Raw genomic sequence first — 14,739 nt, forward strand, 5'->3', positions numbered from 1 at the left:
CACTCAGGCACCTGCCATGGATGATGGAGCACCGCACGATGATGATCGTTCCCGCGTACTGGGCCGAAGCCCGCCTGCAGGCCCGTTTCCGTGGCCGGCCGGTGGTCGTGCGCCGCTTCGGCTGGTCCGATGAGGGACCTGCCCAGGCCCAGGCCCACGCTGACCGCCGCGCCAACGAAGCCCTCAATGCCATCCTCGCCGGGCAGGCGCTGCCGCGTCGCGAAGTGCGCAGCAACTATGGCGTGGAGGGTGTGCCAATCCGCGAGCAGATCGTGCAGCGCGACGGCGATGTCATCATCACCCGCAACAGCTATGGCGCGTTGTGCCTCAACAGCCCCGACGTGCTGTTTGCCGACATCGACCATGCGCAGCCACCGGCCGGCTGCGTGATACCGGCCATCGTCGCTGCGATCCTGCTGCTTGCCGGCGCCATCATCGGCACCCTGCTCTGGCACTGGCTGGTGGGCCTGGTACTGGGCGTGGCGGCAGTGCTGCTTGTCAACGCGGCATTGCTGATGCGGCGGAAGCAGCGCCTGGCCGCCGCCGGCGGTGCTGAGGGGCTTGCGCTGAAACGCGTGGACGCGTTCAGCGAACAGCATCCCGATTGGCACCTGCGTGCCTACCGCACACCCGCCGGGCTGCGCGTGCTGGCGATGCATGCCACGTTCTCACCGGAGGACGAGCAGCTCCAGGCGTTCTTCAAGGCACTGGGCACCGACACCCTGTACGCGCGCATGTGCCGGCTGCAGCATTGTTTCCGTGCGCGACTGACACCGAAGCCGTGGCGCGTCGGCCTGAAGTACCGCATCCGGCCGCCGGTGGCCGCGTGGTCAGCCGAACAGGCCAACAATCCGGATCGACTGGCCTGGATTGCCGAGTACGAAAAGAAGAGTGCCGGCTTTGCCGCGTGCACCTACCTGCGCAGCTTCGGCGACACCTCCCGGGTGCATGCCAAGGCCGAGCATGTGCGCGAGCTGCACGATCGGCTGTCGCACGCGCAGGACCGGCTACCGCTGGCCTGAACGCAATGAGCGCTCAGTCCACGCCCTGCACGAACGGCTGCCCTGCCAGGGTAGTGCCCAGCCGCACCGCGATCTGCTGACCTTCCTTTTCGAAGGTCGTGGCGCACTGCTTGGCGCCCTTCTGGCATCCGACTTCCGGAAAGCCCTCGAGTGACTCAGGCGCGCGCTGGACCGGACTCGCCTGCCACCCTGCCGCATCCATGAGGCGCTTGGCCTTGGCATAAGGCATGCCGGCGACAATGCCCAGCTGCGCCAGTTCGGAGGGGAGTGATTGGCCATGCAGGCTCGGCGTCATCACCAGCGCCAACACTGCGACAACACGTTTGGACTTCATAGGTGAAACCCATGGCAGACAGCAACAGGCCTGCAGCGTATCGCAGCTTCCGCACGCCATGGCACCCGCATCACATATGGTTACGCAATCGCAACGGCCAATGACACGAGGTCACCCTCCGGATCCATCAGGTACTGTTGAGAACCGCCACGGGGGCCTCGCGCGCCGCCCGCCGCGCCGGTACCCAGGCAGCCAGCTGCCCCAGGGCGAACACCAGCCCGACGCCCAGCACCAGGTACCCGGGATCGATGCGAGGTACCTCGTAGTAGCGCGAAACCCAGACATTCAACGCCAATGCCAGCACACTGCCAGCGAGCGCGCCGACGAAGGTCAGCATCAGATTCTCGATCATGAAGTAGCTGATCACATCGCGCCTGCGGGCACCCAACGCACGTCGTATGCCGATCTGCGGATAGCGCTTGCGGACCCAGAAGCTGGCCAGCCCATACACGCCCGTGCCGGTCACGATCAACAGCGAGATGCCGGCGCACAGGAAGATGATCGCCATAGTCTGGTCACGCCGGAAGTATTCCGCACGCAGTTCGCTGAAGCGCTGGACCCGGGGCAGCATCCGGTTCGCTTCGCGCGCGGCCAGCGCATTGCGGGCCGAGTCGAGGACCGCGGAAAGCGCGTCCGGCTCGCTGCGCACCGCGTACATCACTCGCGTGCCATCGGGAATCAGCGGCAGCAGCAGGCTCATGTCGTTGTCTCCATCGGTCCGCAGCACCGGCCTGGACAGGGTGTCGACGACCCCGACGATGCGCAATGGATGGGTGCCGTCCGTATACAGGTCGCGGCCCACCGCGTTGGCCGAACCAAACAGATGACGTGCCAGCGCTGCGGAGACGATGGCTTCACTGGCCTTGTAGAGACCGGCGTAATCCTGCGCTGCCTCGGTCTGCACGAATGATGCGGCGGAGAAATCACGGCCTGCGACAAGATGCATGCCCAGTGCCCGCACTGCGCCGGCAGACATCCCATAGACGGCGGGCTCGGCTTCGACGATGCCTGCCATGTCCTGGCCCTGCACCGGCACGTTGGTGAAACCGACGGTCCAGTTGTGCTGGCTCAACGGCAGCGACTCCGCAGCCACCACGGCCTGGACCCCGGCCACGTTACGCAGCACCAGCATGTCTGCCTTGACCGCGGTGGCGGCATTGGCAGCGGCGCTGCCGACGAACTCGGTTTCGATGATGCCAAGCCCCTGCTCCCGCAGCCCGGTGTCGTAGGCGAGTGTTTCCACGCGCTGCGCAAGCAGGAAGGCGATATTGGTGACGCAGGCGGTGGCGATGATCACCTGCAGCAACAGGATGCCGGCCACCAGCCGGTTCTTCTTCATCGCACGGGCAATCAGCGGAATCTGTGAAACGCTCATTCAGCGGCCTTGATCTGCATGGCGACACGGGTGGATGCCGCACGCAGTGCGGGCAGGACGGCGGCGAACAGGCTGGCGATGCAGGCCAATACGGGCGTGGCGATCACCATGGTCGGGTCGATGACTGCGAGGCTGGCATAGTCTTCCGGCTGCATCCGTACCAGGAACAGGCCAGCCTGTGAGACCAGCAGGCCCACGCCTCCTCCCAGCAACCCGATCATCAACGCTTCGGTGCACAGCTGCAGGATGATGTCCCTGCGGCGGGCCCCCAACGCACGGCGGACTGCGATCTCGTGCGTCCGGCGGACGAAACGGGCGAAGATCAGTGCGCCCATGTTGACCAGGCAGACGGCCAGGAAAGCCAGGCACAGCGCCAGCTGCAACCGCACCTCATCCGGAATGATCCGGCGCTGGACCAGATAACCGCGCAGGCCGTCCAGGTGCGGGGGCGTCTGCCGATCGAAGCGCCCGCGCGCGTGCTGGTCCTGCACGTAGCTTTGTAGGAAGTGCAGGTATGCCTGCTGGCCGGCCGGGTCCGGGATCTCGGCCCAGAGTTGGACCCACGCCGTGCTTGCGTCGAGCATGCGGTTTGTCGGCGTGTTGCCTGACCAGCCGTACATGCTGTTGGCAACCCGAAGCTGGAGTTCTACCGCGGTCTGCAGCGGAATGAAGACATCGTCGCGCCCCTTGAAGGGTTCCTGCTGCAGGTCGGTGTGGAAGCGCGGCCGGGGCACCCAGTCAGCGATCACGCCAACCACCCTGAAGGGCTGCCCATCCAACTGCAGGGTCCGTCCAACCAGGGAGCTTCCATGACCGAGCCGCTGCGCCAGCGTGCGGCTGACCACCACGACCCGGGAGCGCTGCAGATCATCGTCCGCGGACCACCAGCGTCCCTGCAGCACCTCCATGTCGAACATCGCCGCTGCGTCCGCGTTGGTGTACTGGCCATCAACGAAGAATGCCGTCGGTGCGCCCGGTTGCGGATCCACCAGCAGCCGGCCCGCGGCCAGTACCGTCTGCCGCTGCGCAGGTGCATTGCGCAGCAGTTCGCTGGCATCGGGCCAGGTCATGGCCACCCGCGGATCCAGCTCTCCCTTGATCTGGTACCCGGCCGGCAGCGGGTCCAGGAAGGGATGGAACAGTTGCCCGCTGCGCCCTGGCAGCGGGTCCCAGGACATGGCTCGAACAACGGTGAGCATGGTCACGCTGGCGCCGATGCCCAGCCCCAACGCCAGCACCAGTGCCAGCGTCATGCCTTTGGTTTCCAGCAAGCGGGTTCGTGCGAGCCCGAGGTAGTACGTCAGCATCATCATCCTCGACAGCTCAATGGAAGAACTCGGCGACGGTGGGAACGACATCCACCGGTTCGATGCTCAACCACGCCGTACTGTTCTGCGCGCGTGCCCGGCCCTCGATGAGGTGCATCAGGCGGAACCGCGAGCGCTGCACCCGATCGATCGCAGCGCTTGCCTCCTGCGGCGCCCAGCAGCGCGCAAGACCCACCGGAATCTTGTTGCAGTTCAGGTCGTCGACGATCCGCTCCAGCGTCAGGTAGCTCAGGCGCTGGGTCGAAGCGCTGTCGATGAACACCGACGCAGTGGACGACAGGCGGGGCAGGAAATGTCCCAGAAGGGCCTGGATGCTGTCTGGAGAATGGTTGAAGTCCGAGAACAGCATGTCGATGCCGCCGTGCAGAGCCGGGGCGGTGGCGATGGCGGCGAAGTCGATGTCCTCGACATGCACCTGCGCGAAGTCCGCGACACCCGCCCAGGCCAACAGCGCACGCATGAACGAAGGATAGTCCTGTCCTGGTTCGATGAGCGCGCGCAAGGGCCCTTCCAGTTCGGCCAGGAAGCGCCGCGCGGGATCGCTGGCATAGTGCGATCCATTGTCATAGCTGTGCAGGACACCGGTCTCGTTTTCCTTCAGTGCGGCGGCGATCCAGGCCGTAGACACGCCGAAACCCGTACCGAGTTCCACCACATTTTGTGGCCGGGCACGCTTGACCAGGCTGTACAGCAGCACGCAGAGATCCTCGCTACCGTACAGCCACCCCATGCGCTCGCGGATCTCGAAAAGGCGCTCAATGCACGCGTGCATGTCGGGCATCATCGCTCCTCGCACTGGAATCATCCGCCGCCAGCCACCTGCCCAGCATCTCCACCATGGCCGGCTCATCCGCCACGGAAAGAAGATAGGGCGAGAATGCATGGAACCTCAGCTGTCCGCCCTCTGCGAAGAGCAGCAACTCCCCCGTCTCGGAACGGAAGGCACGACGCGCGGCCTGGTTGATGGCATGCACGCGCTGGAGATCGATCGGCACCGCGTCGCCCTTGGGGAAGAAGATGCCATGCGCCGACTCACCGCAGAAGTAGGACACCAGTGGGACGCCCTGCGGCCGCGAAACGAAGAACTGGTGACGCCGCTTCTCTTCCGGCAGCAGGTTGCGCTCCTGCTTCCAATCGAACAGTGACCACACCGATTTCTGCAGAGGATCGACCAGGCCACGCAGATCCGGCGCCTCATACCCGATCGAATAGACGAAGTCGGGCGTCTGGATATCGGCAAGTACCCGCTTGAGCTCGAACCACTGTACGTTCAGCGGCATCAGTGTGCGCGAGACACCACGCACGCCGGTGTCGTGGCAGACGCTGGCCGCCGATTCGAGCAATGACTGCAGGCGGATGTGCAGCCAACGCGCATCGATTCCACTGCCCCTCAGGAATTCATCCATGCGGGTATTGGCCAATGAGAACACACGGTTGACCACCCGTGCGCCGATGAACTGCTCGCGCATTTCCACGCTGGGCTCGAAATCCAGGACCGCTGGCCAGCTTCCGGCGCGAACCATCGGCAGCAGGTCGTCAAGGTGCAGCAGCTCTGCCCCCGCCTGCGCCGCGCGGCACGCGACCGGATCGGCATGATCGGTATACAACACGATGGTCCGGGCCTTCATTGCTGACTCCCATAGCCATATTCACGCTTCATGTCCGCCTGCATGTCATCCATCATTCTTCCGATGTCGGCATTGAGCGGCTGGGTACTCATCAGCCGGCTGCTGAGATCCTGCTCGATGAGGAATCCAGCAGCGCATACCGCGAGGCGACGGTGGACATGCGCGCGGGCAGCAGCGTCGATGTTGTCAGCCACCGCAAGGTGGCTCTTCAGCAACCGATGGCAGACGTAATAGACGAAAACGGCGTGGATGTAGGACGAGTTGGGAATCGGATTGCCCGACCACGGCGACACGACCCGGTGCTGATAGTCGTTGGCAACGAAGAAGCCATTGGCCAGCTCCCACGCGGCAAGGAAGTTGTGGGTGCTCTCGTGCATGATGCTTTCCATGCAGGCTTCCACGCTCAGTTCGGGGTGATGGATATTGAGCAGGCGCAGCGAACCGGGCTGGCGCGGCACATGTTCCGACCCGAAACGGCGCGCAACATCGGGCGTTGATTCCTCGGACTTACGAACCACGATACGGCGCACGAAGTTGCGGATCACCAGGCCATACAGCGGTTCCGCACGATCAATTCCTGCCAGCGCGCGCGACAGCTTGTCGAGCACGACCGCCTGCTCCGCCTCATCCAGCGCAAGGCAGGGTTGGCTGAGCACGCCGGAACGGGGTTCATGGTGCCTGGCGACCTTGCTGTGCAGGTCGACGGCAACGCAATCACCCAGCATCGGCCGTGTTTCCAGCGTCCAGCGCCCCTGCACATCCTTGCGGGCGAGCTGATCGCCCACCGGGCTGTCGACCACCCAATCGCGGCTCTCAAGCAGATAGCGCGGAGTGGAGCCAGAGGCCAGGTCCAGCAGTGCCTTTTCTCGCTGCACGAGATCATGGATGGCACACAGATTGCGTGCGCTCTCAGCATCCCATGCCATTGCATCGGCACCGGCCTCCGGCCGCTGCTTGCGAGCGGCGTCAAGCGCCATGTAGCTCTCGCAGAACTCGGAACTGAGCAGTACGCGCGCCTGGCGGTCGGCCGGCAGCGCTTCATAGATGGCATGGATGGAGCGAGCGATGACGCCATGCTCCGCATTCCCCAGGGCTTCCTGCAGGCGTGTCCGCATGCGTCGCAGGCGGGCCCACATGATGCCTTCCATCACGGCATCCATCCGGGCACCTGTGCGGGTGATCTCCATCAGGCACGCCGGGCGTGCCACATCGGCTTCCAGCGGTTTCAGCTGCGCATTCATCGTTGCTCTCCCTGCATCACGCATCAAAGAGCTGCGGGGGACACTGTCCCCCGCAGGCCGACAGGTCAGACGTTGAAGCGCGTGGCTTCCACGTTCAACTCCGGCTCCTTGACGATATCGTGATGATGGTGCGAACCAATCGAATCGTCGTGGTGGCCGGTGGCCAGCGCTTCCAGGTTGTTGGCGCGCGCGTTGGCCTGGAACTCGGCCATGGCCAGGTCGTCCAGGCTCACGATTGCGGTGGCCTGGTCCAGTGCGCTGGAAGCCACCGGAGCCTCACTTGCCATCACGGCACCGGCCGAAGCGCTTCCGATCACCAGCAGCGTCAGCGCCGACAGCGCCTTGGGCACGTTGCGGTTGTCCTTCATGATGTTGCTCCCTTTGACTGGCTCAGACGTCGAAACGCGCGTTGGACAGGCCCTGGGCCTGCTCCTCGGGCACGGCGTCATGATGATGATGGGAACCGATGGAATCGGAATGGTGCCCGCCGGCGAGCGCAATGCCCTGCAGTTCTGCGAACTCGGACATGCGCAGCGCATCCAGATCGGCGTTGATCGCGGTGGCCGACTGCAGGCCCTGCTCGGCCGGTGCCGGAAGTGCTGCTGCGCCTGCGGTACCCGCAGCGCCGGCAATGATCAGGGTGAGCGAGGAAAGCGCGGTGGTTTTGATGCGATTGCTCATAACTAACCTTTCTCCAGAGTGATGGACTTTCAGGCAACTACGAGTCGCGCTCCGTCCGTCGTGCACGAACGTCGGACCGCGATCGATTAATGCCAGTGTCGGAGAAGGGGAGCAAACGCGCTGCTGTGCGCTGCACAGCAGCGGCGAAGGTACGGGCCTGTCGCACCGCGCGACCGCCTGGCAGCGCGACGCTGCCGGTGCTGGATCAGAGATAGGTTTCGGCGTTTTCCATCAGCGCGACAACGCTCGCAAGGAACGATACTGGCAGGTGCTTGGAGAGCTCGATCATCTTCTCTTCCAGTCTTGCCCTGGACCCGCGCACCGCGGGTTCGGCAGGAGGAGTTTCCCCCTGGGCCAGCCAGGCAAAGGCCACGCCAAGCACCCCGCTCATCCTGTGCAGGTGCTCGATCGTGGGCGTGAATCCTTCCTCACGCTCCCAATGCGCGACGGTGGCGCGGTTCACGCCGAGGCGGCGTGCCATTTCGGTCTGTGACAAACCGCAGTTGGCGCGGGCCAATCTGATTCGTGAAGGGATCGTGCTGACATCCATGGGGCGGCGGAACTCCCTGATCTACCCATGAAGTCCAAGGACGGGCAGGAACCCCGAGTGTCAAACATGATCCAGGGCGAGTCAACGCATATGCATTGCCTTCTGTGAAGCCTGCATCCGTCCGTCGCCTGTTCAGCGACCGCGCTTGCGCTCGATTTCCGCGTGCAGCCCCTGCAGCTGCACCAGGTACTGCTGGAAAACGCCCAGATCTTGCTCGACCAGGCGTGACCAGTCAGGCTTCGCATTCAGCAACTGCTCGACCTGCTGCTGCGGTGGGCGATCAAACCCCTCGCCCAGGACGGCCAGGTAGCGCTCCCTGAATCCCTCCGGATCCTGCTGGTCATGGGCGAAGAGCTGCACCGCAATCAGTCCGGCATACAGGTAATTGGCCAGGTAAAGCGGATCCTCATACATCAGCCGCTTGGATACCCAGGTGCTGCGCAGCTCGGGATACTGCTCCGATGCGCCCCCATACCGGCCCAGTACCTTCATCGTCAGCGCATCAAGCGCGTCTGCATTGCCAACCCCATCGGCGGCCACTTCCTGATAGATGGACTGTTCCAGATCGGCCTCTTCAGACGAGACGAACAGCTGCAGGATGATGTCATCGAGCAACGACTTCAGGTAATACGCCTTGGCACGTGGATCACTGGCCTGCCGATAGAGCTGATCGCGGAACTTCAGTTCGTTGTAGATGGCGAAGGCCTCGGTCAACCACTTGTTGCCGTTGCGCTGGAATGATGATGCGCCGCCGCGCTGCATCCACTGGCCATGCATGGCATGGCCGGCTTCGTGAGCGATCTGGACATCCCCCTCCAGATCGCCCTGGCGATGGCCAACGAACAGCAACGAAGGCACACCGGGGGCGCTGATCGAAAACGCATCCATCGCGCGCCGCCCTGCCGATCCGCCCAGATCCATGCGTCCGCCCGCAGGATCGAGCAGCCCGCGCAGCCCTGTCACGTAATCCGGCCCCAGCACCTGCATTGATGCCGCCGCCGCATCACGCAACTGCGCCAGGTCAAGCGGCGGAGGAATATAGCCCGCATCAGGCAGGTCCATGTCCCAGATCTGTGGAGACGCCTGGCCCATGCGCTCAAGATGGGTCAACTGCATCTGCTGGTAGTTCCGCCGCAGCAGCGCGTGGCGCGCTACCGCCGCCAGTGTCGCGTCGACGGCGGCCTGATCCAGGCCCATGTGCCGGTAGCTGCGGTCAGGCGCAGTTCCATCGCCCTGCAGTTCCGACGCATGCTCGTTGAGGCGGACCAGGCCCAGCAGCACCGTTGCCATTTCGCTGCGCCGCGACGCCATTCCCTGCCAGTAGGCACGCCATGCCGCTTCGCGCAGTGAACGGTCCGGCAGGCGGGAAAGGGCTCGCGCGTCGGTGCGGCTGTCGAGCGTGCGGCCTTCATGTTCGAAACGCGCAAAGGGGGCCGACTGCAGCAGCTGCCGGTGCAGGCGCCCGAAGCTGTCCAGCGCCGGGTCAGCCAACGTGTCGACCGCATCCACCAGCGCTGCATTGGCCGGCTGCACATCCTCCCGCAACGCCCGTTCACGCAGGTCGGCATGCGGCGCGATCCAGGCAGCGTGCGCGGGCGCATCACGCAATGCCTGCTTGGCAATCGCCGCGATGCGTCCACATGTGCTGGCGACTTCGCCCTGGGTGTTGGCCCACCGGGCATCATCGGCATTGCGCGCTGCCTGAAGATGCAGGTAGCCATGGTGCCGGAGGCACTCGCCATACAGCTGTTCGGCCTGCTGGAACCTCACGTCTGGCGGCGCATGAAGTGCCTTGAGGGCATGGGTCCTCCGCTCGAGGTTCTGCCACGCCTCACGTTCCTGGGAGGCGCTGCCAAAGTAGCTGCGGTCATCTGCCCGCAGAGCCTGCGCTTCCACTCCGTGTGTCATCCCGGCCAACAGCGTCGCGATGACAAAAGTGATGGCGCGCATCCCATTGCGATGCATCGATGTCTCCTGGTCTGTTTCCACTCCCAGCTTAGCAGCCCGGGTGGACCCGGATGCCGCATGGCAGGTGGCTTCCCGATTCCCGATTGCGCATCCGGATCCAGGCCGTCTACCCACTCACATCCCGATACAGCAAGGCCGCCCTGGGGCGGCCTTCCCGTCTCCTTACTTGGCGTTCTTCACGTAGGTGTCGAACCAGTTCAGCATTTCCGCCACCAGCTGCTCGTTCGATTCCAGCGCGGTGTACCAGTGCGGTTCGTTCGGCAGCATCACCAGCCGCGTGATGCCGCCGTTGCCTCGAATCGCCTGGTAGAGCTTGCGCGACTGAAACGGCTCAGTGCCCGGGTTGGCGTCGTCCTCGCCGTGGACCAGCAGCAGCGGCAGCTTGATCTTGTCGGCATAGAAGAACGGAGAGGCCTTCAGGTACACGTCCTGCGCCTGCCACACCGAGCGACGCTCGTTCTGGAAGCCGAACGGGGTAAAGGTCTTGTTGTACGAACCGCTGGTCGCCACGCCAGCCTTGAACAGATTGGTATGGGCGATCAGGTTGGCGGTCATCAGGCCGCCATGGCTGTGGCCGGTCACGCCGATGCGGTTGCGATCGACCACGCCCATGTCCACCGCCTTGTCCACCGCTGCCTTGGCGTCGGCTTCCAGCTGTTCCAGGTAGGTGTCGTAGGCGTTCTTCGGGTCACCCACGATCGGGAACGAGGCGTTGTCGATGATCGCGTAGCCGGCCAGCAGCATCAGGCGGTACGGCTGCAGGCGGGTGAAGGTCTGCTGCGAACCGGACACCTGCCCCGCCTGCGCGGCGTTGGCGAAGTCGGCCGGGTAGGCGTACAGGATCGCCGGCACGCGCTGGCCTTCCTTGTAGCCCGGCGGCGTGTACAGGGTGAACGACAGGTCCACGCCATCGGCACGCTTGTAGGTCACCAGCTGCTTCTTGATCTGGCGCACTTCCGGAGTCGGGTCGACCAGCTTGGTCAGAGCGGTCGCCGTGGACGCGAACTGCGCCTCGCCGGTCTTCGCATCGGCCACCGCCTCACCCTGCTGACGGATGAAGGCGTTCGGCGGATCGATCACCGACTGATGCCAGGTCAGGTAGCGCCCAGGCGTATTGCTGAAACCAAGGAACTGCTCGTAGGCATCGGCGCTGCTGCGGAACAGGCGCTCGCTCTTCAGCGTGCCGAGGTCGAGGCGGTCGAGGAACGGACGGTCGCCCTGCGGCGAGGCACCACGGCCGCTGAGGAAAACATGGTTGCCCTCACGGCGCACGACCTGCGCACCATTCGGCAGGCGGGTGAAGACCAGGTTGCCGGGGTTGCCGTACAGCTCATCGCTGGACATGTCCCACAGCAGGCGGCCTTCCTTCTTCGGCTGGTCCACATCGACGATGCGGGTCTGCATCCAGTGGCGGTTCTCGTCGTTCTCGAACTGGAACGCCACGGCCGGATCGGCAGTCCATGCGAAGCCTTCGAAGCGCTGTGCGGTGCGGGTGATCTCGACCGGCTTGCCGTTGAACGGCGCCTTCAGCATCAGTACGCGATCGCGATGCGGCACGCTGACCTTCCAGTCGCCCTTGTCCAGCGCTTCGGCATAGACCAGGGTGGCCGGATCGGTGGCACGCCAGTCGAAACCGCGCGGGCCTTCCGGTACACCGTGCACCGGCACGCGGTCGGCCAGCGGCAGGCTGGCGATCGGCGTGGACTTGCCGCTGGCGATATCCAGCACGGCCACGTCGTTGGCGAAGCGCTGGTAGGTCACCGCATGCGAGTACGGCGCCTTGATCGATTCGGTCAGGACGTGCACGCCATCGGGCGCGGCGCTGACTTCGTTGAACAGCGCCGGCTGCCCGACCGGGCGCACGCTGTTGGCGGCAGTATCGACCACGGCCAGCTGCGAGGCACCGTAGTACGCGAACAGCTTTTCGTCATGCACGCTGGTCAGCGTATCGCGGGCTTCGTAGGTGCTGCTCTCGCCGCTGCTGCCCAGCGACTCCTGCGCATCCGGGCCGGTCGGTACGCCACCGTTGGACGGTGCTGGACCCTGGTTGGCCGGCACCAGCTTCACCAGCAGGTTCTGGCTGCCGCCCAGCCACTGCACGGTATAGCCGAAAATCGGGTTCAGCTGGACGTTCGGCACCTGCTTCACCTGGCCGGTAGCGGCATCGCCCACCCACAGCTGCACGCTGGTATCGACCGCGTTCTGGAACGCAAAGTGGCTGCCATCGGCCGACCACAGCGCGCCTGTGGCACAGCCCTGCGGCAGGTTGACCTTGGTCTGCTGGCCACTGCCGATGTCGACCAGGGTGAAGTCGGCCACGCAGGCCGGGATGCCATAGCCACCGGGGGTGTCATGGCGGCTGCGGTTCTTCGGTTCCAGGCGCACGCCAGCCAGCTTCAGGTACGGCTGGGCGACACGGCTGATCGACGGGTAGGTCTGCGCAGTGGTCAGCAGCAGGCGCTGGCCACCCGGGGCCACGTTTGGCGCCGGCGGCGGCGGTGCCTTCAACACCTTGAGCAGGTGCTCCGGCGGCTTCGCGTAGTCGGCAAGCGCCGGGCCAGCGGCCAGCAGGCCGAAGGTAGCAACGGCAACGGCCGCCGCCAGAGAGGTTCGACGGATCAGCATCCTTATCCCCTGGGTGTGAATGGGTACCCGGAATCGGGCAAGGTCCCGAATCTAGCACCGCAGGGGTTGTCGTGAATGGGCCGGAAGGGCTAGTGGCCGGATGGGGCAAAGTGGGACACGCCCGGAGAGGCCGGCGATGGACCGGCATCTGCCAGGCGTGGTCTGTCGTCACTGCTGGGCGTGCAGGTCCCAGGCAGTCAGGTAATCGGGGTCGACGACGATCATGCCACTGTTCCGCATGCGGTACTCGCCGGGCTCGGCGGGCAGGTACTGGTCGAGCATCGGCGGCAGATAGCGCTCATGGCCGTCATTCTCGTCCGCCAGCACCACGCCTTCGTCGGCGCTGATGCGCAGCACCGTACCGGCGTATTGTTCCAGCCCCTGCACCTGGCCGTCACCGCCATAGCGGGTGACGCCCACCAGCACCACCTTGCCGATCATTTCCTCGACCTTGGCATCGTCCAAGGGCGGCAGCATGGGAGTGAATTCATCGCTCATCGGTGCACCTCCGTAGCCTGCTGGACATCGTGGATGAGGTTTCCGCTTCGCAGTGCGCGTCGCTGGCAGCCGAGCAGGTGCCCAGCCCGAAGCCTCGGCATCGAGAGTGCCAGTGCGCCCATGAACCCAAGGGTTCCTGGAGCAAGATGCTGCCATCGCAGGCGGAAGGGACAGGTGAAGGCCGAACTCGGTCCTCGGCGATCAGGGGGGGGGCACCTGCACCACGCTAGAATGCGCCCATGCGCACCGTACATGCCCTCCGCTACATCACCCCGCTACGGGAAGGCGGCTCCCTGCCCGCCGTGGTCGAGACCGACGACGACGGCATGGCCGTGCTGAAATTCCGCGGCGCCGGCCAAGGACCGAAAGCACTGATTGCCGAACTGATCGCCGGCGAAATGGCACGCACGCTGGGCCTGCCGATTCCGGAAATCCTGTTCGTCGAGCTGGATCGCGAGTTCGCCCGCACCGAGCCCGACCCGGAGATCCAGGAGCTGATCCGCGCCAGCGAGGGCCTGAACCTGGGCCTGGACTACCTGCCGGGTGCGATCAATTACGATCCGGCGGCGATGCCGGTGGATGCAGACCTGGCCTCGCGCATCGTCTGGTTCGATGCGTTCACCAGCAATGTCGATCGCACCACCCGCAACCCCAACCTGATGGTATGGCACCGCAAGCTGTACCTGATCGACCACGGTGCGGCGATGTACTTCCACCACGACTGGGCCAACGCCGGCGATGCCTGCGAGAAACCGTTCGTGCTGATCCGCGACCACGTGCTGCTGTCGTTCGCCAGCCGCATTGCCGAGGTGGACGCAGAACTGGCTGCGTGCCTGACCGATGCCGAAATCGAGCGCATCGTTGGCCTGGTGCCGGACAGCTGGCTGGTGGACGAACCGGCGTTCGACAGCCCACAGGCCTATCGCCAGGGCTATATCAACTATCTCAAGCACCGCTTGAAAGTGCGTGCAGTGTTCGTGCAGGAGGCCGTCCGTGCCCACGCTGCACACGTATGACTATGCGGTCATCCGCGTGGTACCGCGGGTGGAACGCGAGGAGTTCATCAACGTCGGAGTGATCGTCTCCTGCCCCGGCGCGCGCCATCTGGAAGCGGCCATCGAGATCGATCCTGCACGCCTGCACGCGTTCGCTCCAGCGCTTGATCAGGATGCGTTGCAACCGTGGCTGGATGCGATCGTGGCCATCTGCCGTGGCGACGCCAGCGCCGGACCCATCGCACAGCTGCCCGCGCGCGCCCGCTTTCATTTCCTCACCGCCAAGCGCAGCTCGGTTGTGCAGATGTCGAGCACGCATGTCGGCCGCACTGCGGACCCGGCGGGTGTGGTGGAACACTTGATGACGAAGATGGTGCGGGTACCGGCACCAACCGAGCAACATTGATTGGGTAGAGTCGACTGTTAGTCGACTAACGCGCGCAGCGTGGGCTCTTTGGCTGTGGTTGAGAAAGGCAGTCGACTCTACCCAGTCG

The 14,739-nt window shown here is 64.7% G+C and carries 15 protein-coding genes; 3 read left to right on the top strand and 12 right to left on the bottom strand.

Features of this window, described 5'->3' with window-relative positions; genetic code table 11:
* The first annotated feature begins 38 nt into the window (after positions 1 to 38).
* Positions 39 to 1,022, top strand: a complete 984-nt coding sequence (locus ACZ75I_RS12325) for a hypothetical protein (RefSeq protein WP_346476819.1) — start codon at positions 39 to 41, stop codon at positions 1,020 to 1,022.
* 13 nt (positions 1,023 to 1,035) lie between these two features.
* Here the strand turns inward: ACZ75I_RS12325 and ACZ75I_RS12330 are convergent, their stop codons facing one another.
* The 12 genes from ACZ75I_RS12330 to ACZ75I_RS12385 form a co-directional block, all read right to left on the bottom strand.
* Entirely contained in the window at positions 1,036 to 1,356 is a 321-nt protein-coding gene (locus ACZ75I_RS12330) for a hypothetical protein (RefSeq protein ID WP_472957987.1), read from the bottom strand.
* Positions 1,357 to 1,483: 127 nt separating this feature from the next.
* The gene (locus tag ACZ75I_RS12335; protein ID WP_472957988.1) at positions 1,484 to 2,731 is read right to left on the bottom strand and encodes an ABC transporter permease; all 1,248 of its coding nucleotides are present in this window, start codon (positions 2,729 to 2,731) and stop codon (positions 1,484 to 1,486) included.
* Positions 2,728 to 3,984, bottom strand: a complete 1,257-nt coding sequence (locus ACZ75I_RS12340; protein ID WP_472957989.1) for an ABC transporter permease — start codon at positions 3,982 to 3,984, stop codon at positions 2,728 to 2,730. The genes ACZ75I_RS12335 and ACZ75I_RS12340 overlap by 4 nt, the downstream gene beginning before the upstream one ends.
* A gap of 70 nt (positions 3,985 to 4,054) precedes the next feature.
* The gene (locus tag ACZ75I_RS12345; RefSeq protein WP_472957990.1) at positions 4,055 to 4,831 is read right to left on the bottom strand and encodes a class I SAM-dependent methyltransferase; all 777 of its coding nucleotides are present in this window, start codon (positions 4,829 to 4,831) and stop codon (positions 4,055 to 4,057) included.
* Positions 4,815 to 5,687 carry a hypothetical protein gene (locus ACZ75I_RS12350; RefSeq protein ID WP_164261469.1) on the bottom strand — a complete coding sequence of 291 codons (873 nt, stop codon included), beginning with the start codon at positions 5,685 to 5,687 and terminating at the stop codon, positions 4,815 to 4,817. The genes ACZ75I_RS12345 and ACZ75I_RS12350 overlap by 17 nt, the downstream gene beginning before the upstream one ends.
* The gene (locus tag ACZ75I_RS12355) at positions 5,684 to 6,874 is read right to left on the bottom strand and encodes a hypothetical protein (protein WP_180869879.1); all 1,191 of its coding nucleotides are present in this window, start codon (positions 6,872 to 6,874) and stop codon (positions 5,684 to 5,686) included. Before ACZ75I_RS12355 ends, ACZ75I_RS12350 begins: the two co-directional genes overlap by 4 nt.
* A 119-nt stretch (positions 6,875 to 6,993) precedes the next feature.
* Positions 6,994 to 7,296 (bottom strand): hypothetical protein, encoded by a 303-nt coding sequence (locus tag ACZ75I_RS12360; RefSeq protein ID WP_061480053.1) that lies wholly within the window; start codon positions 7,294 to 7,296, stop codon positions 6,994 to 6,996.
* Between the two features lie 22 nt (positions 7,297 to 7,318).
* Positions 7,319 to 7,609 carry a hypothetical protein gene (locus ACZ75I_RS12365; protein WP_061480052.1) on the bottom strand — a complete coding sequence of 97 codons (291 nt, stop codon included), beginning with the start codon at positions 7,607 to 7,609 and terminating at the stop codon, positions 7,319 to 7,321.
* 205 nt (positions 7,610 to 7,814) lie between these two features.
* Complete coding sequence (locus ACZ75I_RS12370; protein WP_061480051.1) at positions 7,815 to 8,159, bottom strand: helix-turn-helix domain-containing protein; 345 nt, start codon at positions 8,157 to 8,159, stop codon at positions 7,815 to 7,817.
* Positions 8,160 to 8,291: 132 nt separating this feature from the next.
* The gene (locus ACZ75I_RS12375; RefSeq protein WP_428986735.1) at positions 8,292 to 10,124 is read right to left on the bottom strand and encodes a M3 family metallopeptidase; all 1,833 of its coding nucleotides are present in this window, start codon (positions 10,122 to 10,124) and stop codon (positions 8,292 to 8,294) included.
* 165 nt (positions 10,125 to 10,289) lie between these two features.
* Positions 10,290 to 12,752 (bottom strand): S9 family peptidase, encoded by a 2,463-nt coding sequence (locus tag ACZ75I_RS12380; protein ID WP_472957991.1) that lies wholly within the window; start codon positions 12,750 to 12,752, stop codon positions 10,290 to 10,292.
* 168 nt (positions 12,753 to 12,920) lie between these two features.
* Positions 12,921 to 13,250, bottom strand: coding sequence for a hypothetical protein (locus tag ACZ75I_RS12385; protein WP_061480047.1), 330 nt, complete (start codon positions 13,248 to 13,250; stop codon positions 12,921 to 12,923).
* A 239-nt stretch (positions 13,251 to 13,489) separates the two neighbouring features.
* Between ACZ75I_RS12385 and ACZ75I_RS12390 the strand changes: the two genes are divergently transcribed.
* On the top strand, positions 13,490 to 14,266 hold the full coding sequence (locus ACZ75I_RS12390; RefSeq protein WP_134968703.1) for a HipA family kinase: 777 nt from the start codon (positions 13,490 to 13,492) through the stop codon (positions 14,264 to 14,266).
* The gene (locus ACZ75I_RS12395; protein ID WP_061480045.1) at positions 14,244 to 14,651 is read left to right on the top strand and encodes a DUF3037 domain-containing protein; all 408 of its coding nucleotides are present in this window, start codon (positions 14,244 to 14,246) and stop codon (positions 14,649 to 14,651) included. The genes ACZ75I_RS12390 and ACZ75I_RS12395 overlap by 23 nt, the downstream gene beginning before the upstream one ends.
* The last annotated feature ends 88 nt before the right edge of the window (positions 14,652 to 14,739 follow it).

This window comes from Stenotrophomonas sp. X, from assembly GCF_055721025.1.

What these genes read in the sequence shown, in the direction of transcription:
- ACZ75I_RS12380 (WP_472957991.1), bottom strand. Translation starts at nt 12,752, where the DNA reads ATGCTGATCCGTCGAACCTCTCTGGCGGCGGCCGTTGCCGTTGCTACC.
- ACZ75I_RS12345 (WP_472957990.1), bottom strand. Translation starts at nt 4,831, where the DNA reads ATGCACGCGTGCATTGAGCGCCTTTTCGAGATCCGCGAGCGCATGGGG.
- ACZ75I_RS12390 (WP_134968703.1), top strand. Translation starts at nt 13,490, where the DNA reads ATGCGCACCGTACATGCCCTCCGCTACATCACCCCGCTACGGGAAGGC.
- ACZ75I_RS12360 (WP_061480053.1), bottom strand. Translation starts at nt 7,296, where the DNA reads ATGAAGGACAACCGCAACGTGCCCAAGGCGCTGTCGGCGCTGACGCTG.
- ACZ75I_RS12335 (WP_472957988.1), bottom strand. Translation starts at nt 2,731, where the DNA reads ATGAGCGTTTCACAGATTCCGCTGATTGCCCGTGCGATGAAGAAGAAC.
- ACZ75I_RS12375 (WP_428986735.1), bottom strand. Translation starts at nt 10,124, where the DNA reads ATGCATCGCAATGGGATGCGCGCCATCACTTTTGTCATCGCGACGCTG.
- ACZ75I_RS12385 (WP_061480047.1), bottom strand. Translation starts at nt 13,250, where the DNA reads ATGAGCGATGAATTCACTCCCATGCTGCCGCCCTTGGACGATGCCAAG.
- ACZ75I_RS12350 (WP_164261469.1), bottom strand. Translation starts at nt 5,687, where the DNA reads ATGAAGGCCCGGACCATCGTGTTGTATACCGATCATGCCGATCCGGTC.
- ACZ75I_RS12365 (WP_061480052.1), bottom strand. Translation starts at nt 7,609, where the DNA reads ATGAGCAATCGCATCAAAACCACCGCGCTTTCCTCGCTCACCCTGATC.
- ACZ75I_RS12330 (WP_472957987.1), bottom strand. Translation starts at nt 1,356, where the DNA reads ATGAAGTCCAAACGTGTTGTCGCAGTGTTGGCGCTGGTGATGACGCCG.
- ACZ75I_RS12340 (WP_472957989.1), bottom strand. Translation starts at nt 3,984, where the DNA reads ATGACGCTGGCACTGGTGCTGGCGTTGGGGCTGGGCATCGGCGCCAGC.
- ACZ75I_RS12325 (WP_346476819.1), top strand. Translation starts at nt 39, where the DNA reads ATGATGATCGTTCCCGCGTACTGGGCCGAAGCCCGCCTGCAGGCCCGT.
- ACZ75I_RS12355 (WP_180869879.1), bottom strand. Translation starts at nt 6,874, where the DNA reads ATGGAGATCACCCGCACAGGTGCCCGGATGGATGCCGTGATGGAAGGC.
- ACZ75I_RS12370 (WP_061480051.1), bottom strand. Translation starts at nt 8,159, where the DNA reads ATGGATGTCAGCACGATCCCTTCACGAATCAGATTGGCCCGCGCCAAC.